We start from the raw sequence: 22,436 nt of genomic DNA, 5'->3' as shown, positions 1-22,436 counted from the left end.
ACATGCCATGAGAACCCAGGTACAGGCTTTACGGAAGAAACAAAAAAATACATTGGATCAAATATTTAAATCTCCTGTTCCTCAAGGGATTAAGTGGTCTGATATAGAGTCACTGGTTAAAGCATTAGGCGGAGAAATTAAGGAAGAAAGAGGTTCGCGTTGTAAGTTCATACTAAATATGAGCGTTGCGTGTTTCCATCGGCCTCATCCGTCGCCAGATACCGATAAAGGCGCTGTAGAAAGCGTGCGTGACTGGTTACTAAGTATAGGGGTAAAACCATGATCAAACTGAAGACGCCAAACTCTATGGAGATTGCCGGGCAACCTGCTGTTATCACTTACGTGCCAGAACTGAATGCATTTCGTGGCAAATTCCTGGGCTTGTCAGGTTATTGTGATTTTGTCTCTGACAGCATTCAGGGGCTGCAAAAAGAAGGGGAGCTTTCCCTGCGAGAGTATCTTGAGGATTGTAAAGCTGCGGGTATTGAGCCGTATGCGCGTACAGAAAAGATTAAGACCTTTACATTACGCTATCCAGAATCGCTGAGTGAACGCCTTAATAATGCGGCTGCGCAGCAACAAGTCTCTGTAAATACTTATATTATTGAAACGCTAAATGAGCGTTTGAATCATTTATAAATTTTAGCGGCGTACAATACGCAGAATATCTGCCTTTACAGGATCTATCTATGCAACTGAACTTAATTTTATAAATTAAGTTCAGTTAATATCTTTTCTTTCCTCGTTTTAGAAATAACTCAATCTTCCTTCGGCAAGCACTGCAAATGCCCGTGCCGCACGCCGCGCTGGGCGATAACGTCATCGGCAAAATGTTGCACGTCGCCCATGTCACCTTTCAACACGGCGATTTCTAGGCAATCGTCGTGATTGATATGTACATGCAGCGTGGCAACAGAGAGATCGTGGTGATGGTGCTGGGTGGAGACAATACGGCTGGCTAAGTCGCGTTTTTCGTGTTCATACACATACGACAGCACCGCGAAGCCTTGTGTGCCGTGCTGCTGGGTGGCCTCCTGCGCCAGAGCGCTACGCAAAATATCGCGGATAGCTTCGGAACGGTTGTTATAACCACGACGCTGGCTCAGGCTGTCCAGCGTCTCCAGTAAATCGTCATCAAGCGTAATGGTAACTCGTTGCATTGACTTAAACCTTTTCTGTGGCGCGACGGCGCACTGGGAATGCGGGTAATACCGCGTTTTGTAGCACACGTCCGGCGTCAGAGGAAAAGGTTAATTTATCTCCCACTACCTGGGTTTCGACAATTTGCCCGTTATCCATCACCATCACCCGCTGACAGAAGCGCTCCACCAGACGTAAGTCGTGGGTGATAAACAGGCAGGCGGTGCCAAACTGCTGTTGCAGCTTTTTCAGCAGGCGAATGACGCCCGCCTGTAACACGAGATCAAGGTTGGAAACGGCTTCATCCAGAATCAGCAGTTTCGGTTCGACCGCCAGCGCACGTGCCAGGCAGACGCGCTGGAGCTGACCGCCGCTTAACTGCGGTGGGCGTTTGTCGAGCACGCTATCGTCAAGATCGACCGCCTTCAGCATTTCGCTGGCACGCGCCAGTTGTTCCGATTTTTTCAGCGATAGCAGGTGGCGCATCGGTTCACGCAGGATCTCGCGCACGGTTTTGCGCGGATTCACGGCGCTGATGGAGTCCTGAAACACCATTTGAATATCACGGCGGAACGCTTTACGTTGCGCGCGATTGAGCTTCGCCAACGGTTCGCCGCGCCAGATAATATTTCCCTGTGAGGGCGACTCTAACCCGACCAGCAGTCGCGCGAGGGTACTTTTTCCGCAGCCGCTGCGTCCCAGCAGGGCGACGGTTTCACCGCTTTTCAGGGTCAGCGAAACGTTATTGAGCACTGCCTGATGCTGGTGCTTACCGCTGAATCCACCGTGTGCGTATTGGTGTGAAAGGTCGGAGACGTTAAGTAAAGTCATGATGCCAGCTCCATACCATAAAGCGCGAGGTGAGCAGAAACCAGGCTGCGCGTTACCGCATGTTTGGGGGCGTTAAACAGCGTTTCGACATCGCCCTGTTCGACAATCTTACCGTGCGACATCACCGCCACGTCATCCGCCAGACGCGCCACTACGCCCATATCATGGGTGACCAGCAGCATTCCCGGTGCTTGTTTTTGCATAATGCTTTCCAGCAGATCGAGGATGCGCGCCTGTGCTACCACGTCGAGATCGGTGGTCGGTTCATCGGCGATGATAAACGGTGATTCACATAGCACTGCCATCGCAATCATCATGCGCTGCAACATGCCGCCGCTCATCTCGAACGGGTACAGCTTCAGCACGCGTGCGGCGTTTTCCAGCCCTACCGCTTCTATAGCGGCGATAAGCGTGGCGTCATCGGCGGGTTTCCCCAGTGCCTGGCAAGTTTCCCGCGCGTGCGTATGCATGGTGTGCAGCGGATTAAAGGCACTGCGCGGGTTCTGCATGATAGTGGCAATTTTGATACCGCGCAGTGCGCAGGGAGAAACCGGTTTGCCATCTGCCAAAATTTCCCCCGCCGTCTGGCGAACGCCAGCGGGCAGAATGCCCAGCGTCGCAGCGCAGGTCAGCGACTTCCCGCTACCACTACCGCCGACTAACGCCAGCACGCGCCCGCGTTGCAGGGTTAACGATACGCCGTGCACCAGCGGTTGCGCGGCCTGTAGCGCGATATTACGTAGTTCAATCTGTTGCGGCATTAGTGTGCGTGCTCCGTCACCAGATGAGGGTCCAGATGATCGCGCAGTGCGTCACCCACCAGGTTAAAGGCCATCACGCTGATAAACAGCGCCAGTCCCGGCCAGAACATTTGCAGCGGCTGGGTCCAGATATACTGACGTGCATCGTTAATCATCACGCCCCATTCGGCGGTCGGGGCGGTCACGCCGAGACCGAGGAAGGACATCCCCGCGACGTGTAGCATCATATGGCCGATATCCAGCGTCGCCAGCACCAGCAGTGAAGGGATCACCGCGCCCGCCAGATGATCGATAAACACCCGCACATGGCCTGCGCCAGAAAGCCGTGATGCCAGCACAAACTCGCGCTGGCGCAGTGAAATCACCAGACTGCGCACCATGCGCGCGTACCACGCCCAGTGCGACAGGGCGATGGCGATAATCACATTGGTCAACCCGGTGCCGAGCACGCCGACCATAAAGAACGACAGAATCGAAGTCGGGAAGGTCATAAACATATCCGCCACGCGCATGGTGGCCTGATCAACGCGCCCGCCAATCAGCCCGGCGCTGCCGCCAATAATCAGCCCTAACGCCAGCACCAACAGCAGGCAGGCCATTACCGAGCCAAGCGACACACGGGTCGCCGCCATCAGCCGTGAGAAAATATCGCGTCCTAAGTGATCGGTGCCCAGCCAGTGCTGTGCATCCGGAGAAAGCAGACGCGACGGCAAATCAATGACCTGGGGATCGTATGGCAGCCACCACTGGCTGGTGAGCGCAATCAGTGCCAGCAGGGCGATAATGATGAGCGCCAGGCGTACCGACCAGCGAGAAGAGAGGAAAAAGTTCACGCGTGCGCTCCTTCATGACGACGAATGCGCGGGTCCAGCGCGGCGTTGAGCAAATCGACAATCAAATTACAGACCACAAAAACCACCACCATCATCAGCGTAAAGCATTGGATCACCGGATAGTCACGGTTGAAAATCGCCGACACCGCATAGCGCCCGACGCCCGGCCAGGCAAAGATGTTTTCGATAATCATCGTCCCGCCAATCAGTTCGCCAATGTGCATCCCCACGGCGGTGATCATCGGCAGCGAGGCATTGCGCAGGATATGGCGGCGTTCGGTCTGTTTGTCGTTCAGGCCGCGCAGCCGCGCCCAGGTCACATGACGCTGACCGGCGACGTCCAGCATACTGGCGCGCAGCAGACGCGCGTTAATCGCCAGCGACATAAAAGCGATGGAAACCGCAGGCAAAATGATGTGCTGCCAGCCGCCGTAACCCATCGCGGGCAGCCATTGCAGATACACTGAAAATGCCATCACCAGTAAAAACGCCAACCAGAAGTTAGGCATCGACACGCCAAGAAACGCGATAAAACGCACGGCGAAATCCGGCAGGCGGTCGCGATGGCGCGCCGCCCAGATGCCGAGCGGCACGGAAGTGAGCAGAATTAACACCAGCGCCGCGCCCGCCAGTTCCAGCGTGGCGGGCAGGAAGGTCAGCATATCGTCCAGCACCGGGCGTTGGCTGGCGAATGAGATACCAAAGTCAAGATGCAGCGCTTTCCACAACCAGGTTCCGTACTGCACGTACAACGGCTGATCCAGCCCCAGCATGGTGCGGGTAGAAGCCAGCATTTCCGGCGTCGGCGGTAGGTTAGACAGACGCAGATAATCGAGCGCCGGGTCGCCGGTGCCGAGGCGCAGCATCAGAAAAATGATCACCGAGGCGGCGAGCACCATTGGGATCAGCAGCAGAAAGCGGCGTAATACATAACGCAACATTAAGGTTTCACCGGTTTAATCTGTTCGAACGGGATTTCGGTGGCGATCGGCGCGTAGGGGATGTTACCCAGTTCCGGTTTTGAAACCACCATCATTGAGATATAGCTGATGGGCAGATAAACCGCCTCGTCATGCAGACGGGTCAGAATGTCGCGATACAGCGCCTGACGTTGTGTTTCGTCGTGTGTCGCCAGCACTTCGCCAATCTCTTTATCAATCAGCGGCTTGTCGGCTAAACCTTGCTGTGCCTGGAAGTCAGCGTGCGACGGTACGCGCATTGAACTCAGGAAGGCGTGTGGATCGTATGGCGCGCCCCAGGTACGGTGGAAAATCATGCCAAAACGACCGTCGCGTTGACGAGCATAGATACTGCTCTCTTCTTCGCCGATCAGCGTGACATCCGCGCCAATCTGGCGCATATCAGCCTGAATGATTTCGGCCATTGATTTGCTTAACGCATCGGTGCCGATGAACGACAGTTCAATGCGCAGCGGCTGACCATTTTTCTCGCGGATGTCTTTGCCTGCGGGCAGCGTCCAGCCTGCTTGTTCCAGCAACGCTTTCGCTTTCTGCGGATCGTACTGGCGCGGTTTCAGGCCGAGATTGGCATAGGGCACGGAAGGGGCAAACAGGGTGTCGGCGACCTGCTGGGTGCCATACAACGCGTTATCGATCAGCGATTTTTTGTTTACCGCGTAATTGAGCGCTTCACGTACGGCCAGCTCGTTGGTGGGGGCTTTGGCAGTATTGAGCGCCAGCATCACGGTTTCGATCGGCTGTGACAGTTGGGTGTGGTAAGCCGGGTTCTGGCTAAAGCGGGCGAAGGTATCGAGCGGTAATAGCCCTTCATTACCGTATAGTAGATCGATATCGCCGGTTTCAAACGCTACTGCGCGGGTAGTCGGGTCTGGGATGACGTTAAAAGTGATCTTCTTAATCGCCGGCTTTTCGCCCCAGTAGTTTTCGTTACGGACGAAGACATCGTACTGATTCAGTTTCGATTCCTGCAAAACCCACGGCCCGGTGCCAATCGGCGCTTTAATCCCATTCATGGTTTCATGGTTTTTAAACTGCGAGGGGGCGATAAAGCGGAAAGGACGGGGCAGGGCCAGTTCTTGCAGGAAAGGGTAGTAGGCGCTTTTCAGGGTGATTTGCAGCTCGGTTTTACTGAGAGCTTTGACATCAACAATCTGGTTTGCCAGCTCCAGCCAGGCGTGACGTTGACGGTTGTCGAGCACAGCGCGGAAGTTTTCTGCCGCGGCCTCTGCATCAAACGGTTCACCGTTAGAGAATTTCACATCATCACGCAGGGTGAAGGTCCAGGTTTTGCCATCTTCTGAATGGGTCCAGCTTTTTGCCAGCCACGGGCTCACCGAGCCATCTGCCTGATATTTCACCAGTGGTTCATAAACCATGCTCTGGGCGAACATCTGGTTGGGTGTGTAAAGGTGCGGGTTTAGTGGCCCGACATTCACCGGCCAGGCGGTGGTGATTTCATCTGGTGCAGCGGCATGGACGATAAAAGACGCACAAGCCAGCAGCGCAAATAGAGTGCGGCGGAGTGTGGAGAGCATGGTAACCCCAATGGATTAAAATAGATGGCGGAAATAAGTATGACGATTTTAAGTATTCGTCATACTGATAACCTGTTCTGGATCAATAGATGGGCAGTCGGATGGGCTGATCAGTTAACTGAATCGATCCATTGCACACTGTCGGCGGTGAGCGTAAAGGGAGTAGGGGTGCAGATCGCCAGACTTAAATTTTCAAGCTGACAATGGCTGACTGACAGCGAGGACTGATAGGTGCTGTCTACGCTGACGATTTGCCAGGCGCTGCCGCCACGTTGTTTAACGATGGCTTCTTTGCGTGTCCAGATGCGCCAGAACATTTCCAGTTGCTGATCTGGATGCACGGCGTCCATCTCGGCATGTTCTCCGAGGCTGAACACTGCGTTCGCCAGCCAGCGCCAGTTGGCACGCGGGCGAATCACTTCGATATCGCAGCCGACTTCGCCTTCATCGCTCAACAGTAGGGCAATATCGTCACCGCTATGGCTTAAGTTGAACCATAGCGGCGTTTCCGATGCGAATGCGGGTTTGCCTTGTTCGCCGTAGATGATCTCAGGTAGCGGGGAAAGCGTGTGTGAAAGCAATGCACGCCCCGCCAGCCAGCGTTCGCGCCGTGGACCTTGCGGTGCTTTATCGCGTAAAGCCGGTGGCAGTGGAGCTGCGCTTAAGGTCGAAACTTTCCCCAGAACTATCCGATACATATCAGGGCCAACGTTTAATGGAAAATGAAAGTGCGTATCGTATCACTTGTCGCCTCATCCCGGTAACCGACTTTTCGGTCTGCCCGGTCCCAGTAAAATCGCCAGTTTGCTACCGCCTTTGGTGGTTTCCATCCAGATTTTACACACGCTGGTTAATGGTACCGAAAGTAGCATCCCTACCGGGCCGAGCAGCCATCCCCAAATTAACAATGAAAGAAATACCACCATGGTGGACATCCCCAGGCGATGGCCCATCATCCGCGGTTCTAAAATATTGCCGATGACCATATGGACAACTAAAAACAATGCGCCGACCAGAATACATTCGTAAACGCCATTAAACAGCAGCACCTGAATCATTGGCGGTACGGCGGAAATTACCGCGCCGATATTGGGGACGTAGTTAAGCAAAAACGCCAGTACCGCCCACATCAGCGCAAACTGTACGCCCATAAGTTCCAGCCCCAGCCAGACGATAATGCCTGTCCATAAACTTAGCAGTGTCTTCAATGCAAGATAGTGCGAAACACCTTTTAAGGCGCGGTGTAGTCCGGCGATGTGAATCTGTGGATTATTCAACGCAAAACGCATTTTGTAAGGGACGTGGCGCACTTCAAACAGCATGAAAACTACGGTCATCACCAGCAAAAGCACGCTCGCCATTGCCCCGGAAAGCCCGGTCATTAGCGCCGTGGTGAAGGTAACCACTTTTTCCGAGTCCATCCGCTGCAGCATTCGCTCCGGCGACATATGCAAATTAAGAAAAGGCAACATCTCCTGCAATTTAAAAAGTTTGCGCGTCAGCTCCTTATTAAACTTCGGCAGCATAGAGATAAATTCGTTAAACGATGCCGCCAGTACGCCGACCAGCGCGGTTAGTGCGATCAGCATCACCACCACCACAATCGTAATGGCAACGGGGCGTTGTACTCCCCGACGAATAAACCAAGTGACGAGCGGGTTGAGGACGATGGCAAAAAACAGCGCCAGTAACAGCTGCACAATGATATCTGCCGCTGCGTGAATTCCCGCGAGGATCACTACCAGCGAGGCCAGCTTAAGAAGAATGTGCATGCCCGTTTTATCGGGTTGAGGGGTTTCCATTGGGGCTTCCTTGTGACTTTTTGTATTAAGTGTAGCGGGAGTCACGCCAGCAATATTCTGATTCTTACTGCTGATTTTCACGTCAGCACGTGGTAAAAATGAAACACTGTTGTAAAAATGTGGTGATCCTCATGCCCGAACCCGTAGCCGAACCCGCGCTAAACGGATTGCGCCTGAATTTGCGCATTGTCTCCATTGTCATGTTTAACTTCGCCAGCTACCTCACCATCGGGTTGCCGCTCGCTGTATTACCGGGCTATGTCCATGATGTGATGGGCTTTAGCGCTTTCTGGGCAGGATTGGTTATCAGCCTGCAATATTTCGCCACCTTGCTGAGCCGCCCTCATGCCGGACGTTACGCCGATTTGCTGGGACCCAAAAAAATTGTCGTCTTCGGTTTGTGCGGCTGCTTTTTGAGCGGGCTGGGTTATCTGACGGCAGGATTAACCGCCAGTCTGCCCGTCATCAGCCTGTTATTACTGTGCCTGGGGCGCGTGATCCTTGGGATTGGGCAAAGTTTTGCCGGAACGGGATCGACCCTATGGGGCGTTGGCGTGGTTGGTTCGCTGCATATCGGGCGGGTGATTTCGTGGAACGGCATTGTCACTTACGGGGCGATGGCGATGGGTGCGCCCTTAGGTGTCGTGTTTTATCACTGGGGCGGCTTGCAGGCGTTAGCGTTAATCATTATGGGCGTGGCGCTGGTGGCCATTTTGTTGGCGATCCCGCGTCCGACGGTAAAAGCCAGTAAAGGCAAACCGCTGCCGTTTCGCGCGGTGCTTGGGCGCGTCTGGCTGTACGGCATGGCGCTGGCACTGGCTTCCGCCGGATTTGGCGTTATCGCCACCTTTATCACATTGTTTTATGACGCTAAAGGTTGGGACGGTGCGGCTTTCGCGTTGACGCTGTTTAGCTGTGCGTTTGTCGGTACGCGTTTGTTATTTCCTAACGGCATTAACCGTATCGGCGGCTTAAATGTGGCGATGCTCTGCTTTAGCGTTGAGATAATCGGCCTGCTACTGGTTGGCGTGGCGACTATGCCGTGGATGGCGAAAATTGGCGTCTTACTCGCGGGGGCGGGGTTTTCGCTGGTGTTCCCGGCATTGGGCGTAGTGGCGGTAAAAGCGGTTCCGCAGCAAAATCAGGGGGCGGCGCTGGCAACTTACACCGTATTTATGGATTTATCGCTTGGCGTGACCGGACCACTGGCTGGGCTGGTGATGAGTTGGGCGGGCGTCCCGGTGATTTATCTGGCGGCGGCGGGACTGGTCGCAATCGCGTTATTACTGACGTGGCGATTAAAAAAACGGCCTCCGGTGGAAGTACCTGAGGCCATCTCATCATCTTAAAACTTACTGAATAACCAGCGTATTAATGATGTTTTCTGCGGTGGTCTGTGCTTTTTGCTGATCGTCAGCTGGCAGCGTAATTTGCATGGTCAGCAGTTGATTACCCACGTTACCCAGAATAACGGAAGAGTACGCCGTCTGGCCTTTCGCGGAGATAATGCTGTCTAACTGCTGCATTTTGTGACCTTTCAGCTCAATGGCTTTGTTGGTCACTACTTGCAGCTGTGGATCGCGGCTACGTTGCTGATCTTCCAGGCGCTTCGCCAGCACCGCCAGATCTTCTTTCGGATCATCGCCCATGATGACGATGACTGCTTTTTGCCCGGTGGCGTCGGACCAGACATGCATGTTATTAGCCTGCGTTCCCAGCTTACCGCTCTGGTCGGTCATATCCGCTGGCAGCGAGAAACTTAACTTGCCATCAAGCAGGTTGACGGGATTCCCGGTAGCGTTACTTTCCGCGACCGAACCCTGCGCCGTAGCGTTAGTGTCTTTATCATCACAGGCCGCAAGCCCCATAACCAGCAGGCCAATTCCGACATATTTAACCAGATTGCGCATTGACTTCTTCCTTTCGATAAACGGCCATAACGGCTCATTCATCCATCTTATCACAACTCTGATAACGAACCTTTAACTCGCCTGCAAAGCGTTGATTTCGGATTTATCTGCCAGTCTTTTCAACAGCATATTGAGTAATACGCCATACATTGGCAGGAAGAAAACGATACTGATTAACACTTTGAAACAGTAATCGACCAGCGCGATTTCCATCCAGTGTTCAGCCATAAAGGCATCTGGGCTGCGCCAGAAGGCAATGAAGAAGAAGGCCAGCGTGTCGCTGACGTTACCAAACAGGGTGGAAGCCGTCGGTGCCAGCCACCAGCGACGACTCTGACGCAGGCGGTTAAAAACGTGCACGTCGAGGATTTGCCCCAGCGCGTAGGCCATGAAACTGGCGGTGGCGATACGGGCGACAAACAGGTTGAAGTGGGCGAGCGCGCCGAATCCCTGCCAGGAACCCATATAGAACAGCGACGAGATGACGTAGGAGATCAGTAACGCTGGGATCATCACCGCAAAGATGATACGACGGGCCAGTGGTGCGCCAAAAATACGCACAGTCAGGTCGGTAGCAAGGAAAATAAACGGAAAGCTAAACGCGCCCCAGGTGGTATGGAAACCAAAAATGGATACGGGAAGCTGAACCAGATAGTTACTGGAGGTGATCACCAACAGATGAAATAACGATAACCAGAACAACGCCTTATAGCGTTGAGTTTGCGAGAAAACGTTCATATTGTACCTTTTTGATTAACCATTGGGGTGAGGGAACCCAATACGTACGACACGTCTGTTACCTTAACATAATAACGTGCTGACCCTTTTTTCGAGCCGCCGCATGATACTGCTTTACGTTGACAATGCAATGGTTAATTTTCACGCAATCGTTAACCTGGTTTGCTTACGGACTCACAGGGCGTAAACTAGCGCCGTTTTTTTATGTGATGAGAAGAAAATGACCGATCTCTTTTCCTGCCCTGACCACACACTCGACGCACTTGGCCTGCGCTGCCCGGAACCAGTAATGATGGTGCGCAAAACTGTGCGCAATATGCAGCCAGGTGAAACGTTGCTGATTATTGCTGACGATCCGGCGACGACACGCGATATTCCTGGGTTTTGTACCTTTATGGAACACGAACTGGTTGCTAAAGAGACCGATGGACTGCCTTATCGTTATTTGATTCGCAAATCGGGGTAAGGTGGATCAGGCTAGCGGACCGATCGCGCTCAATTTTGCGGCTTGCAACCGGTTTGTAGGACGGATAAAACGTTCAAGCTGCATCTGGCGATACGGTGCGCAATGCCTGATGCGACGCTGTCGCGTCTTATCATGCCTACGAGTTCGATGCCCTGTGTAGGACGGATAAGGCGTTCACGCCGCATCCGGCAAGCAAGTGTAATGGAATACACAAATGGATTATTTAATTCCAGTTTGTCTGGTATTGCTGGGACTAATCGCGATGTTCACCCCCAATTGGCTGCTCCCTGTTTTTATCCTCGTGGGGGGATGGCTAGGGGTACTTGCCTGGGGTTGGCTCTGGCTAATGATTTTTTTACCTTTACTTAACGGCGTCGGGCTTGCTTATGCTCTATGGTTGATGTTCAAAAGCCCATCATTCGCATCCCGCCTGGTTGCTGCATTCAGTATTATCTCCATCATTCTGATGTTAGCGCTATATTACGCTTTCCTGACTATGCCGCCGTTCCCGGCCCAGCACTAAGCCTGATAGCCAGAGGCTATCAGGCAACACTTTTACTTCCTGCGCAACAATCTTAACGCATTCGCTGTCACCAGCACCGTCGCACCCGTATCTGCCAGCACCGCCAGCCATAGTCCGGTCATCCCTAACAGCGTTGTGACGAGGAAGATCCCTTTCAGCCCCAGCGCAATGGTGATGTTCTGGCGGATATTGGCGTGAGTGGCGCGTGCCAGTTCAATCATTTGCACCAGGCCGCGCAGGTGATTATGCGTCAACGCCGCGTCGGCGGTTTCCAGCGCCACGTCTGTGCCACTGCCCATTGCAATCCCAATAGCGGCAGCTTTCATCGCTGGCGCGTCGTTAATACCGTCACCGACCATCGCCAGCGGCGCATGTTGATTCAGCTCGGTCACCGCTTTGACTTTATCTTCCGGCAACAGGCCCGCTTTAAACTCCAGCCCCAACTCCCCGGCAATTGCCGCCGCGGCGCGTGGATTATCGCCGGTGAGGATCACCCCTTTGACGCCCAGCGCGTTCAGTTCACTGATGGCAGTTGCAGCATCGGCGCGCAGGGTATCCTGCAATGCAATGACACCCAGCACTTCATCGTTACGCACCACCAGTACTACCGTTTGCCCGGCGCTTTCCAGTTCGTTAATTAAACCAGCAAATGCAACAGCCGGATGTTTTCCGGCAGCGCATATCAACACGCGCTCACCGTTAATCAGTGCTTCAATACCAGACCCGACCAGCGCCCGCTGTGATTCGGCGGCGGGAATGGCGAGTTCAGCAACCTGTGCTTCGCGTACGATGGCTTGCGCCAATGGATGCGTCGCGCCTTGTTCTACCGCCGCTGCCAGTGTCAGCAGTTCAGATTCACTAATACCCGTTGCCGGATGAATCGCGGTAACGCGCGGTTTACCGACGGTCAGCGTACCGGTTTTATCAAACGCCACCTGGGTAACACGACCTAGTTGTTCCAGCGCCGCACCGCCTTTAATCAACGCCCCACGACGCGCTGCTGCCGCCAGCCCGGAGGTAATCGCCGCAGGTGTTGAGATCACCAGCGCACACGGGCAGCCAATCAGCAGCAGCGTCAGCCCTTTATAAATCCACTCTTGCCAGCTGGCGGCAAACAGCAGCGGCGGCACCAGAGTTACCAGCAGAGCGACCGCCATAATTGCTGGCGTGTAAATACGGCTGAAACGGTCGATAAACCGCTCAATCGGCGCGCGGCGCTCTTCGGCTTCTTCGATCAGTTTCAGAATGCGGTCAATGGCGCTGGCACCCGGTTCTGACAACACTTCCAGGGTAACCAGACGGTCTACGCTGGTGGCGCCTGCTGGAACTTTATCGCCCGTCGCGCGCTCCACAGGAATGGATTCGCCGGTCAGGGCGCTTTCATCAAAACTGGCAAATGGCGAGAGCAGTTTACCGTCGGCAGGCAAACGCCCACCCGCTGCGACTTCAATCACATCGCCAGGGCGCAGGCTGTTTATTGCCACCTCTTCACGCTCACCGTTACGTAAACGCGTAGCGGTTTCCGGTTTCAGCGCCATTAACGCGCTAACGCCCTGACGCGCGCGGCTGGCGGCCCAGCCTTCCAGTCGTTCGCCAATCAAAAACAGCAGCAATACCATCGCGGCTTCTGCCGTTGCGCCAATAAACAGTGCGCCAATGGCGGCTACGCTCATTAACGTTTCAATGGCGAAGTAGCTGCCCGATTTGATCAGTCGTAATGCCTGGCGCGCAATCGGGTACAGCCCAACCAGTGTGGTCGCGATAAACGCCAGTTGACCGAACGGATGATTAAACTGCTCTAGCCCCCAGCTGATTGCCATCATCACGATAAGCGTAATCAGCGGCAGATTCTCTTTCAGGCGTGATGCTTGCGGTTCTGCGGCTGCCTGTTCATCGCGCAGGGAATAGCCTGCTTTTTGCACCGCAGATTCAACTTGTGCACGGATGTCATTGTCGGCATCAACCACCAGTTTTTCGGTGGCGAACAGCACCTGCACCTGATTCACGCCTGCAAGCTGGCGCACGGCATTTTCTACCTTGCGCGCGCAGGCGGCGCAGTCCATGCCGCTGACTTTCCAGCTATAGCGGGTGCCGGAGACGTTTTCAGAGAGCGTTGGCGTGCTGGAACATGCGCCGTCGCAGCAACAGTCGTTGGCGTTCTGAACCGTGGGTAGCGGTTTGAACGCGGCAAATTGAGGGGCTTTCTTGCCGTGATTGTCAGGAGTCGACATGGCATCCTCCGGTTAAGTTTTTCTCATTAACCGAAGGATACACTCTGGAGTCGACTCCAGAGTCAAGTTTTATCAGAGATACAGCGAGCGGACGATGAGGAAGTGACCGGCAAAATAACAAGCGGCGGCAATCGCGTTGTCCGCACGGAAGCGTCGGCGATAGTGGCTACCCAGCCAGACAAAATTACTTATAAACAGCAACGAAGCGCCGACAAACGCAGAGAGCGCCGGAGCGGTCGGACGGAAGAACCACAGTTCACCTGCCAGCCACACCATCACCAGCGTCATGCCGATAAACGTGCAGATAGGCCAACGATACTCTTCCAGACGCGTCCAGATAATCGCCAGTAACAGCGCACCCAGCACCAGCAACACCAGCGGCAAAGGCCAGAAGAATGAGAGCGTCATCTGGCTGGCGAAATAGATGGTGTACAACAGGTGCGAGAGGAAAAACGCGCCGATGGCGTACATCAGACGTTGACGTGGCAACAGGGTTAGCGCATCGCCCAGCAGTGAAGCGCACAGCCCTGCCAGCACCAGATAACTAATGGCGTCGAACATCGGCGCTTGCCATGCCAGTAACAGCAGGAGAAGAAGGGTTAACGGTTTAAACACCCAGCGTTGCCAGGTTGGCCCGCGATACGATGCATCCACAGATAGCCATGCGGAAAGACAGACTGCGATAAACGACCAAAGCATCTTAGTTCCTTGAATTCGTTATTTTTTCGTAAGCGGAATGCCTACGGTCTTGCTTCCAGTTTAGTGGCGAGGGTGGACGGATGACAACACCATAACTGGCAGGGTATGCTTATTTCCGCATTTTCCGATGAGGGATTAAGATGAGCAAACCACCTCTTTTCTTTATTGTTATCATTGGCTTAATCATCGTCGCCGCATCGTTTCGTTTTATGCAACAACGACGGGAAAAAGCTGATAATGATATAGCGCCACTCCAGCAAAAGTTGGTGGTGGTGAGCAATAAGCGGGAAAAACCGATTAACGATCGCCGTTCGCGCCAGCAGGAAGTGACACCGGCTGGTACCAGCATGCGCTATGAGGCGAGCTTCAAACCGCAAAGCGGAGGAATGGAACAGACCTTTCGCCTCGACGCCCAGCAGTACCATGCCCTGACAGTGGGCGATAAAGGTACGCTGAGTTATAAAGGAACGCGCTTTGTCAGCTTTGTTGGCGAACAATAAGGTTATTTTTTAACGTTAAATTTCTTCTGCCAGACCAGCAGTTCAAACACGCCGAAAAGGAAAATCCGCACCTTTTCGGCGGTGGTCATCTGCGGGCCATCTTTCGGTAAAGTGGATTTCAACAGCGCCAGCTGCATACCATGCATCAGCACGGTGAAAATCAGCGCCACGTTAACGAAAATATTCAGCGGACGCGGGAAGGGATGCACCAGGTTGAGGATTAAAAATCCCCAAACACAGAGCATTAACACACGACCAATATTAATCAGCATCACTTTCTCCTTGTGCTTCGCGTTGATACAGGCGGTAAGCCACCTGACCTGCCACTTTTTCCCGATGTAATGACCAGTTCGCCGGAACGGTGGGGAGCCCGTTTTCGACTTCGCTTTCGACATAAATCAGGGCTTCGTCAGCCAGCCAGCCGTTATCTTCCAGTAAATTTATCGTCTCTTCTAACAAGCCACGGCGGAACGGTGGATCGACAAAAACGATATTATGCGGTGTGCCTTTTTGCGCCAGGAATGACATCGCGTTGCTGTTCACCACGCGTGCATTACCTGCTTTTAGTGTCGCCAGATTCTTAATTAACTGTTGAGAAACCGCGCGATCCATCTCAATCAACGTGGCCCCCGCAGCGTAGCGCGATAACGCTTCCAGCCCCAGCGCGCCGCTCCCGGCGAAGCAATCCAGACATTGGGCGTCAACAATGACCGGAGCCAGCCAGTTAAACAACGTTTCGCGTACGCGGTCGGTGGTGGGGCGCAGGCCTGGGCTATCAGGAACCGGGAGTTTACGGCCTCGCCACTGCCCGCCAATAATGCGGATTTGGCCGCTGCCGGAATGATTCGGTTTTTTCATGATAAATTGCTCAATCCGCCAGATAACACATACTTGCAGGCGGTGATGTGAATTAAGTTAAGTGATAGACTATTTCATCATTTTTTTAGCTGCTATGTACATAGCGTTAACGCTGTGCCATGAAGCAACAGCGAGGAGTGTAGTCGCAAATGGCGAAAGAAAAAAAACGTGGCTTTTTTTCCTGGCTGGGCTTTGGTCAAAAAGAGCAGACCCCGGAAAAAGAGACAGAAGTCCAGAACGAACAACCGGTTGTAGAAGAAATCGTTCCGGCGCAAGAGCCTGCGAAGGCTTCTGAACAAGCCGTTGAAGAGCAGCCGCAGGCGCATACTGAAGCCGAGGCGGAAACTTTTGCTGCCGAAGTTGTGGAAGTTACTGAACAGGTTGCTGAAAGTGAAAAAGCGCAGCCTGAAGCTGTTGCTGAACCGGAAGTTATTACTGAGCCGGAAACGATAGTTGAAGAAACGCCAGCGTCAGTCATTGAACCTAAAGTTACGCCAGAGCCTGTGGCTATCGAGCGTGAAGAGCTGCCGTTGCCGGAAGACGTCAAAGCCGAAGAGGTTTCGCCAGAAGAGTGGCAGGCCGAAGCGGAAACCGTAGAGATTGTCGAAGCGGCGGAAGAAGAAGCGGCTAAAGACGAAATCACCGACGAAGAGCTGGAAGCACAGGCGCTGGCTGCCGAAGCGGCAGAAGAGGCGGTGATGGTGGTTCCTCCGGCAGAAGAAGAGCAGCCGGTGGAAGAAATCGCTCAGGAGCAGGAAAAACCGACCAAAGAAGGTTTCTTCGCGCGCCTGAAACGCAGCCTGTTAAAAACCAAAGAAAACCTCGGTTCCGGATTTATCAGCCTGTTCCGCGGTAAAAAAATCGACGATGATCTGTTTGAAGAATTGGAAGAGCAATTGCTCATCGCCGATGTGGGCGTGGAAACCACGCGTAAAATTATCACCAATCTGACAGAAGGTGCGACCCGCAAGCAGCTTCGTGATGCCGAGGCGCTCTATGGCCTACTGAAAGAAGAGATGGGTGAGATTCTGGCGAAAGTCGATGAACCGCTGAACGTTGAGGGTAAAACGCCGTTCGTGATCCTGATGGTGGGCGTCAACGGTGTGGGTAAAACCACGACGATTGGTAAGCTGGCGCGTCAGTTTGAGCAGCAGGGTAAATCAGTGATGCTGGCGGCGGGCGATACTTTCCGTGCAGCAGCGGTTGAACAGCTTCAGGTCTGGGGTCAGCGTAATAATATTCCGGTGATTGCCCAGCATACCGGTGCGGATTCCGCTTCTGTTATCTTCGACGCCATTCAGGCCGCTAAAGCGCGTAACATCGACGTTTTGATTGCCGATACCGCCGGACGCCTGCAGAACAAATCGCACTTGATGGAAGAGTTGAAGAAAATCGTCCGCGTGATGAAGAAACTCGACGTTGAAGCTCCGCATGAAGTTATGCTGACTATCGACGCCAGTACCGGGCAGAATGCAGTAAGCCAGGCCAAACTGTTCCACGAAGCCGTTGGCTTAACCGGCATCACGCTAACGAAACTGGACGGCACGGCGAAAGGCGGGGTAATTTTCTCGGTGGCTGACCAGTTTGGTATCCCTATCCGCTACATTGGTGTCGGCGAACGTATTGAGGATTTGCGTCCGTTTAAAGCGGACGACTTTATAGAGGCACTTTTTGCCCGAGAGGATTAACAATGATTCGCTTTGAACATGTCAGCAAGGCTTATCTCGGTGGGAGACAGGCGCTGCAGGGCGTTACGTTCCATATGCAGCCGGGTGAGATGGCGTTTCTGACCGGTCATTCCGGCGCAGGGAAAAGTACCCTCCTGAAGCTGATCTGTGGGATTGAGCGGCCCAGCGCCGGGAAAATCTGGTTTAGCGGCCATGACATCACGCGTCTAAAAAACCGTGAAGTTCCGTTTCTGCGCCGCCAGATTGGCATGATTTTCCAGGATCACCATCTGCTGATGGACCGTACTGTCTACGATAACGTGGCGATACCCCTGATTATCGCCGGTGCCAGCGGTGACGATATTCGTCGTCGTGTATCGGCGGCGCTGGATAAAGTCGGGCTACTGGACAAAGCGAAGAACTTCCCTATTCAGCTTTCCGGCGGTGAACAACAGCGTGTTGGCATTGCCCGCGCGGTGGTGAACAAGCCCGCGGTACTGCTGGCGGATGAACCGACCGGTAACCTTGACGACGCGTTGTCAGAAGGAATTCTACGTCTGTTTGAAGAATTTAACCGCGTTGGGGTAACCGTATTGATGGCAACGCACGACATCAACCTGATTTCGCGGCGTTCCTATCGCATGCTCACCCTGAGCGATGGTCACTTGCATGGAGGCGTGGGCCATGAATAAGCGCGATGCAATCAATCATATCCGGCAGTTTGGCGGGCGTCTGGATCGCTTCCGTAAATCGGTCGGCGGCTCTGGCGACGGCGGTCGTAACGCGCCAAAACGCGCGAAATCCTCGCCAAAACCGGTAAATCGCAAAACCAACGTTTTCAACGAACAGGTGCGCTATGCCTTCCACGGCGCATTGCAGGATCTGAAAAGCAAACCGTTCGCCACGTTTTTAACGGTGATGGTTATCGCCATCTCCCTGACGCTGCCCAGCGTCTGTTATATGGTGTACAAAAACGTTAACCAGGCGGCGACGCAGTATTATCCGTCACCGCAAATCACTGTTTATCTGCAAAAAACGCTGGACGATGACGCCGCTGCGGGCGTGGTGGCACAGTTGCAGGCCGAGCAAGGCGTAGAGAAAGTAAACTATCTTTCTCGTGAAGACGCACTGGGCGAGTTCCGTAACTGGTCTGGTTTTGGTGGTGCGCTGGATATGCTGGAAGAAAACCCGCTTCCGGCAGTGGCGGTGGTGATCCCGAAACTCGATTTTCAGGGGACGGAATCACTCAATACGCTGCGTGATCGTATCACCCAGATCAACGGCATTGACGAAGTGCGAATGGATGACAGCTGGTTTGCCCGTCTGGCGGCGTTGACCGGGCTGGTCGGGCGCGTTTCGGCAATGATCGGCGTATTGATGGTGGCGGCAGTGTTCCTCGTCATCGGTAACAGTGTGCGTCTGAGCATCTTTGCTCGCCGTGACTCCATTAACGTACAGAAACTGATTGGTGCGACAGATGGTTTCATCCTGCGCCCATTCCTGTACGGTGGCGCATTGCTGGGATTTTCTGGCGCATTGCTGTCATTAATTTTGTCGGAAATTCTGGTCCTGCGTTTGTCTTCGGCGGTTGCGGAAGTGGCACAGGTTTTCGGAACGAAGTTTGATATCAATGGCTTATCTTTCGATGAATGTCTGCTTTTGCTGCTGGTGTGTTCGATGATTGGCTGGGTGGCAGCCTGGCTTGCCACGGTACAACATTTACGCCACTTTACGCCTGAATAATAAAAGCGTGTTATACTCTTTCCCTGCAATGGGTTCCGTAGCAGGGAAAGAGACCCCGTTGTCTCTTCCCGGTATTTCATCTCTATGTCACATTTTGTGCGTAATTTATTCACAGCGTTGCATTGAACTTGTGGATAAAATCACGGTCTGATAAAACAGTGAATGATAACCTCGTTGCTCTTAAGCTCTGGCACAGTTGTTGCTACCACTGAAACGCCAGAAGATATCGATTGAGAGGATTTGAATGACTGACAAAATGCAAAGTTTAGCTTTAGCCCCAGTTGGCAACCTGGATTCCTACATCCGGGCAGCTAACGCGTGGCCGATGTTGTCGGCTGACGAGGAGCGGGCGCTGGCTGAAAAGCTGCATTACCATGGCGATCTGGAAGCAGCTAAAACGCTGATCCTGTCTCACCTGCGGTTTGTTGTTCATATTGCTCGTAATTATGCGGGCTATGGCCTGCCACAGGCGGATTTGATTCAGGAAGGTAACATCGGCCTGATGAAAGCAGTGCGCCGTTTTAACCCGGAAGTGGGTGTGCGCCTGGTCTCCTTCGCCGTCCACTGGATCAAAGCAGAGATCCACGAATACGTTCTGCGTAACTGGCGTATCGTCAAAGTTGCGACCACCAAAGCGCAGCGCAAACTGTTCTTCAACCTGCGTAAAACCAAGCAGCGTCTGGGCTGGTTTAACCAGGATGAAGTTGAAATGGTGGCCCGTGAACTGGGCGTAACCAGCAAAGACGTACGTGAGATGGAGTCGCGTATGGCGGCACAGGACATGACCTTTGACCTGTCTTCCGACGACGATTCCGACAGCCAGCCGATGGCTCCGGTGCTCTATCTACAGGATAAATCATCTAACTTTGCCGACGGCATTGAAGATGATAACTGGGAAGAGCAGGCGGCAAACCGTCTGACCGACGCGATGCAAGGTCTGGACGAGCGTAGCCAGGATATCATCCGCGCGCGCTGGCTGGACGAAGACAACAAGTCCACGTTGCAGGAACTGGCTGACCGTTACGGTGTTTCCGCTGAGCGTGTGCGCCAGCTGGAAAAGAACGCGATGAAAAAACTTCGCGCTGCTATTGAAGCGTAATTTCCACTATTAATCAGAGAACCCTGGATGAGAGTCCGGGGTTTTTGTTTTTTGGACCTCTGCAATAATCAATTACCCCCTCCGACAAAACGCCAATCCCCACGCAGATTGTTAATAAACTGTCAAAATAGCTATTCCAATATCATAAAAATCGGGTATGTTTTAGCAGAGTATGCTGCTAAAGCACGGGTAGTCATGCATAAAACGAAATAAAGTGCTGAACAACAACATCACAACACACGTAATAACCAGATGAATGGGGATTCTCAGGATGAATATAAAGGGTAAAGCGTTACTGGCAGGATGTATCGCGCTGGCATTCAGCAATATGGCTCTGGCAGAAGATATTAAAGTCGCGGTTGTGGGCGCAATGTCCGGTCCGGTGGCCCAGTACGGCGACCAGGAGTTTACTGGCGCAGAGCAGGCAGTTGCGGATATTAACGCTAAAGGCGGTATCAAAGGCAACAAACTGCAAATCGTAAAATATGACGATGCCTGTGACCCGAAACAGGCGGTCGCGGTGGCGAACAAAGTCGTTAACGACGGCATTAAATATGTCATTGGCCACCTCTGTTCTTCATCAACGCAGCCAGCGTCTGACATCTACGAAGACGAAGGCATTTTAATGATCACCCCAGCAGCAACCGCACCAGAGCTGACCGCCCGTGGCTATCAGCTGATCCTGCGCACCACCGGCCTGGATTCCGACCAGGGGCCGACGGCGGCGAAATATATTCTTGAGAAAGTGAAACCGCAGCGTATTGCTATCGTTCACGACAAACAGCAATACGGCGAAGGTCTGGCGCGAGCGGTGCAGGACGGCCTGAAGAAAGGCAATGCTAACGTGGTGTTCTTTGATGGCATCACTGCCGGGGAAAAAGATTTCTCAACGCTGGTGGCGCGTTTGAAGAAAGAGAATATCGACTTCGTTTACTACGGCGGTTACCACCCGGAAATGGGGCAGATCCTGCGTCAGGCACGCGCGGCAGGGTTGAAAACCCAGTTTATGGGGCCGGAAGGCGTGGCTAACGTCTCGCTGTCTAACATTGCGGGCGAGTCAGCGGAAGGGTTGCTGGTAACCAAGCCGAAGAACTACGATCAGGTTCCGGCGAACAAACCAATTGTTGACGCGATCAAAGCGAAAAAACAGGACCCAAGCGGCGCGTTCGTCTGGACCACCTACGCCGCGCTGCAATCTTTGCAGGCGGGCCTGAATCAGTCTGACGATCCGGCTGAGATCGCGAAATACCTGAAAGCGAACTCGGTTGATACCGTGATGGGGCCGCTGACCTGGGATGAGAAAGGTGATCTGAAAGGCTTTGAGTTCGGCGTATTTGACTGGCACGCCAACGGCACGGCGACCGATGCGAAGTAATCATTAATCGGCAACTTTGGGTTGCCGCCAAATTGCTAATATCGAGTACGTTGCTTCATGCCGGATGCGGCGTAAACGCCTTATCCGGCCTACAAGATCCAAAGAAATCAGTAAATTGCAGCACACATTGTAGGCCTGATAAGCGTAGCGCATCAGGCAATTTCTCGTTGGTCATCACTTTTGAAATCAAACTTGACGATTAACGCTTCTCCCAGCCGCCCTGTTGTGCCGTAAACCCCAGCGCCTGCATAAACGCCGTCATCACGCCGCGATCTTCCACGCCTGCATCCGCCATCCACCAGCCTGAAACGCCAGGATTGTTACGCAAAACCTCTTCCAGCAGATATTGCCCCACACCGCGACGTCGGGTGACTTCCCGCACGCGCAGGGAATCCAGTGCCCCCTCGGTGCCGTTTAAGGTTACCCGCACGGCCGCGAGCAGGCGCTCGTTAAAACGCGCGGCGTAGATACGGTGGTTATCGTCAACCTGTAAAGAGGAAGGGGAGTACTCCGGCCAGATCTTTTGCAGATCAATCCGGTCCTGGTCGCTAAAGTGTTCTAATCGAATGATGGTCAGCTTCATGGGGAACCCGTGTAAATCACAAAAGTGGAACCAGTGTAGCGAAATAATTTAATCGGAGGCTTTCTCTTTTTTATTTCTTTTGGCAGGTGATTAATTTTTTAACAGCAATAATTACAAATTAAAAACATTAGAGAATGAAAAATGTCCAGCATAATCCCCTGA

Annotated in this window: 26 protein-coding genes; 11 read left to right on the top strand and 15 right to left on the bottom strand. The window is 53.3% G+C overall.

Annotation, left to right across the window (positions count from 1 at the left end):
• The first annotated feature begins 7 nt into the window (after window positions 1-7).
• Complete coding sequence (locus FQ015_RS18625) at window positions 8-283, top strand: type II toxin-antitoxin system HicA family toxin (RefSeq protein ID WP_160524356.1); 276 nt, start codon at window positions 8-10, stop codon at window positions 281-283.
• Complete coding sequence (locus FQ015_RS18620) at window positions 280-639, top strand: type II toxin-antitoxin system HicB family antitoxin (protein ID WP_000593555.1); 360 nt, start codon at window positions 280-282, stop codon at window positions 637-639. The genes FQ015_RS18625 and FQ015_RS18620 overlap by 4 nt, the downstream gene beginning before the upstream one ends.
• 119 nt (window positions 640-758) lie before the next feature.
• Here the strand turns inward: FQ015_RS18620 and nikR are convergent, their stop codons facing one another.
• The 8 genes from nikR to FQ015_RS18580 all read right to left on the bottom strand — a co-directional run bounded on the left by nikR (window position 759) and on the right by FQ015_RS18580 (window position 7,882).
• Window positions 759-1,160 (bottom strand): nickel-responsive transcriptional regulator NikR, encoded by a 402-nt coding sequence (nikR, locus tag FQ015_RS18615; protein WP_001190062.1) that lies wholly within the window; start codon window positions 1,158-1,160, stop codon window positions 759-761.
• 4 nt (window positions 1,161-1,164) lie between these two features.
• The gene (gene nikE / locus FQ015_RS18610; protein ID WP_039020649.1) at window positions 1,165-1,971 is read right to left on the bottom strand and encodes a nickel import ATP-binding protein NikE; all 807 of its coding nucleotides are present in this window, start codon (window positions 1,969-1,971) and stop codon (window positions 1,165-1,167) included.
• Window positions 1,968-2,732, bottom strand: a complete 765-nt coding sequence (nikD, locus tag FQ015_RS18605) for a nickel import ATP-binding protein NikD (protein WP_103253587.1) — start codon at window positions 2,730-2,732, stop codon at window positions 1,968-1,970. Before nikD ends, nikE begins: the two co-directional genes overlap by 4 nt.
• Window positions 2,732-3,565 (bottom strand): nickel ABC transporter permease subunit NikC, encoded by an 834-nt coding sequence (gene nikC, locus FQ015_RS18600; RefSeq protein WP_001008971.1) that lies wholly within the window; start codon window positions 3,563-3,565, stop codon window positions 2,732-2,734. The genes nikD and nikC overlap by 1 nt, the downstream gene beginning before the upstream one ends.
• Complete coding sequence (gene nikB, locus FQ015_RS18595) at window positions 3,562-4,506, bottom strand: nickel ABC transporter permease subunit NikB (protein WP_000947080.1); 945 nt, start codon at window positions 4,504-4,506, stop codon at window positions 3,562-3,564. The genes nikC and nikB overlap by 4 nt, the downstream gene beginning before the upstream one ends.
• Window positions 4,506-6,080, bottom strand: a complete 1,575-nt coding sequence (nikA, locus tag FQ015_RS18590; RefSeq protein WP_039020645.1) for a nickel ABC transporter substrate-binding protein — start codon at window positions 6,078-6,080, stop codon at window positions 4,506-4,508. Before nikA ends, nikB begins: the two co-directional genes overlap by 1 nt.
• A gap of 110 nt (window positions 6,081-6,190) precedes the next feature.
• The gene (acpT, locus tag FQ015_RS18585; protein WP_032185350.1) at window positions 6,191-6,778 is read right to left on the bottom strand and encodes a 4'-phosphopantetheinyl transferase AcpT; all 588 of its coding nucleotides are present in this window, start codon (window positions 6,776-6,778) and stop codon (window positions 6,191-6,193) included.
• Between the two features lie 54 nt (window positions 6,779-6,832).
• Window positions 6,833-7,882 carry an AI-2E family transporter gene (locus FQ015_RS18580; protein ID WP_001353619.1) on the bottom strand — a complete coding sequence of 350 codons (1,050 nt, stop codon included), beginning with the start codon at window positions 7,880-7,882 and terminating at the stop codon, window positions 6,833-6,835.
• A 98-nt stretch (window positions 7,883-7,980) separates the two neighbouring features.
• Here FQ015_RS18580 and FQ015_RS18575 point away from each other — a divergent pair, with 98 nt between their 5' ends.
• Complete coding sequence (locus tag FQ015_RS18575) at window positions 7,981-9,231, top strand: MFS transporter (RefSeq protein ID WP_123057336.1); 1,251 nt, start codon at window positions 7,981-7,983, stop codon at window positions 9,229-9,231.
• Window positions 9,232-9,234: 3 nt separating this feature from the next.
• Here the strand turns inward: FQ015_RS18575 and dcrB are convergent, their stop codons facing one another.
• Together dcrB and FQ015_RS18565 are read right to left on the bottom strand one after the other, a co-directional pair.
• Window positions 9,235-9,792 carry a phage sensitivity protein DcrB gene (gene dcrB, locus FQ015_RS18570; protein WP_001245295.1) on the bottom strand — a complete coding sequence of 186 codons (558 nt, stop codon included), beginning with the start codon at window positions 9,790-9,792 and terminating at the stop codon, window positions 9,235-9,237.
• A gap of 72 nt (window positions 9,793-9,864) precedes the next feature.
• A complete protein-coding gene (locus tag FQ015_RS18565; protein ID WP_001100467.1) occupies window positions 9,865-10,530 on the bottom strand; it encodes a 7-cyano-7-deazaguanine/7-aminomethyl-7-deazaguanine transporter in 666 nt (221 codons plus the stop codon).
• Window positions 10,531-10,750: 220 nt separating this feature from the next.
• Here FQ015_RS18565 and tusA point away from each other — a divergent pair, with 220 nt between their 5' ends.
• The gene (tusA, locus tag FQ015_RS18560) at window positions 10,751-10,996 is read left to right on the top strand and encodes a sulfurtransferase TusA (RefSeq protein WP_160524355.1); all 246 of its coding nucleotides are present in this window, start codon (window positions 10,751-10,753) and stop codon (window positions 10,994-10,996) included.
• A gap of 214 nt (window positions 10,997-11,210) precedes the next feature.
• Complete coding sequence (locus tag FQ015_RS18555) at window positions 11,211-11,519, top strand: hypothetical protein (RefSeq protein WP_160524354.1); 309 nt, start codon at window positions 11,211-11,213, stop codon at window positions 11,517-11,519.
• A gap of 32 nt (window positions 11,520-11,551) precedes the next feature.
• On the opposite strand, the gene zntA is transcribed toward FQ015_RS18555, so the two are convergent.
• Both zntA and FQ015_RS18545 read right to left on the bottom strand, forming a co-directional pair.
• A complete protein-coding gene (gene zntA / locus FQ015_RS18550) occupies window positions 11,552-13,750 on the bottom strand; it encodes a Zn(II)/Cd(II)/Pb(II) translocating P-type ATPase ZntA (protein WP_160524353.1) in 2,199 nt (732 codons plus the stop codon).
• Window positions 13,751-13,822: 72 nt separating this feature from the next.
• Window positions 13,823-14,449, bottom strand: coding sequence for a lysoplasmalogenase (locus FQ015_RS18545; protein ID WP_000964718.1), 627 nt, complete (start codon window positions 14,447-14,449; stop codon window positions 13,823-13,825).
• 140 nt (window positions 14,450-14,589) lie between these two features.
• Between FQ015_RS18545 and FQ015_RS18540 the strand changes: the two genes are divergently transcribed.
• The gene (locus FQ015_RS18540) at window positions 14,590-14,949 is read left to right on the top strand and encodes a DUF2500 domain-containing protein (protein WP_000042869.1); all 360 of its coding nucleotides are present in this window, start codon (window positions 14,590-14,592) and stop codon (window positions 14,947-14,949) included.
• A 2-nt stretch (window positions 14,950-14,951) separates the two neighbouring features.
• Here the strand turns inward: FQ015_RS18540 and FQ015_RS18535 are convergent, their stop codons facing one another.
• Window positions 14,952-15,221 (bottom strand): DUF1145 family protein, encoded by a 270-nt coding sequence (locus tag FQ015_RS18535; RefSeq protein ID WP_032185343.1) that lies wholly within the window; start codon window positions 15,219-15,221, stop codon window positions 14,952-14,954.
• Window positions 15,211-15,807: a 16S rRNA (guanine(966)-N(2))-methyltransferase gene (rsmD, locus tag FQ015_RS18530; protein WP_000743193.1), complete on the bottom strand. Its 597-nt coding sequence runs from the start codon at window positions 15,805-15,807 to the stop codon at window positions 15,211-15,213. Before rsmD ends, FQ015_RS18535 begins: the two co-directional genes overlap by 11 nt.
• 149 nt (window positions 15,808-15,956) lie before the next feature.
• Here rsmD and ftsY point away from each other — a divergent pair, with 149 nt between their 5' ends.
• From ftsY to livJ, 5 genes are all read left to right on the top strand, one after another.
• Entirely contained in the window at window positions 15,957-17,495 is a 1,539-nt protein-coding gene (ftsY, locus tag FQ015_RS18525; protein ID WP_039020641.1) for a signal recognition particle-docking protein FtsY, read from the top strand.
• A 2-nt stretch (window positions 17,496-17,497) separates the two neighbouring features.
• A complete protein-coding gene (gene ftsE / locus FQ015_RS18520) occupies window positions 17,498-18,166 on the top strand; it encodes a cell division ATP-binding protein FtsE (RefSeq protein WP_000617723.1) in 669 nt (222 codons plus the stop codon).
• On the top strand, window positions 18,159-19,217 hold the full coding sequence (gene ftsX, locus FQ015_RS18515; protein WP_001042003.1) for a permease-like cell division protein FtsX: 1,059 nt from the start codon (window positions 18,159-18,161) through the stop codon (window positions 19,215-19,217). The genes ftsE and ftsX overlap by 8 nt, the downstream gene beginning before the upstream one ends.
• A 244-nt stretch (window positions 19,218-19,461) precedes the next feature.
• Complete coding sequence (rpoH, locus tag FQ015_RS18510) at window positions 19,462-20,316, top strand: RNA polymerase sigma factor RpoH (protein ID WP_000130217.1); 855 nt, start codon at window positions 19,462-19,464, stop codon at window positions 20,314-20,316.
• Between the two features lie 271 nt (window positions 20,317-20,587).
• Complete coding sequence (gene livJ / locus FQ015_RS18505; protein ID WP_001021996.1) at window positions 20,588-21,691, top strand: branched chain amino acid ABC transporter substrate-binding protein LivJ; 1,104 nt, start codon at window positions 20,588-20,590, stop codon at window positions 21,689-21,691.
• A 199-nt stretch (window positions 21,692-21,890) separates the two neighbouring features.
• On the opposite strand, the gene panM is transcribed toward livJ, so the two are convergent.
• Window positions 21,891-22,274 (bottom strand): aspartate 1-decarboxylase autocleavage activator PanM, encoded by a 384-nt coding sequence (gene panM, locus FQ015_RS18500; protein ID WP_000778764.1) that lies wholly within the window; start codon window positions 22,272-22,274, stop codon window positions 21,891-21,893.
• Window positions 22,275-22,436 lie beyond the last annotated feature (162 nt).

This window comes from Escherichia sp. HH26CH, from assembly GCF_009820205.1.
Classification (GTDB): domain Bacteria; phylum Pseudomonadota; class Gammaproteobacteria; order Enterobacterales; family Enterobacteriaceae; genus Escherichia; species Escherichia coli_F.
This window is presented reverse-complemented; position numbering and strand designations above follow the sequence as displayed.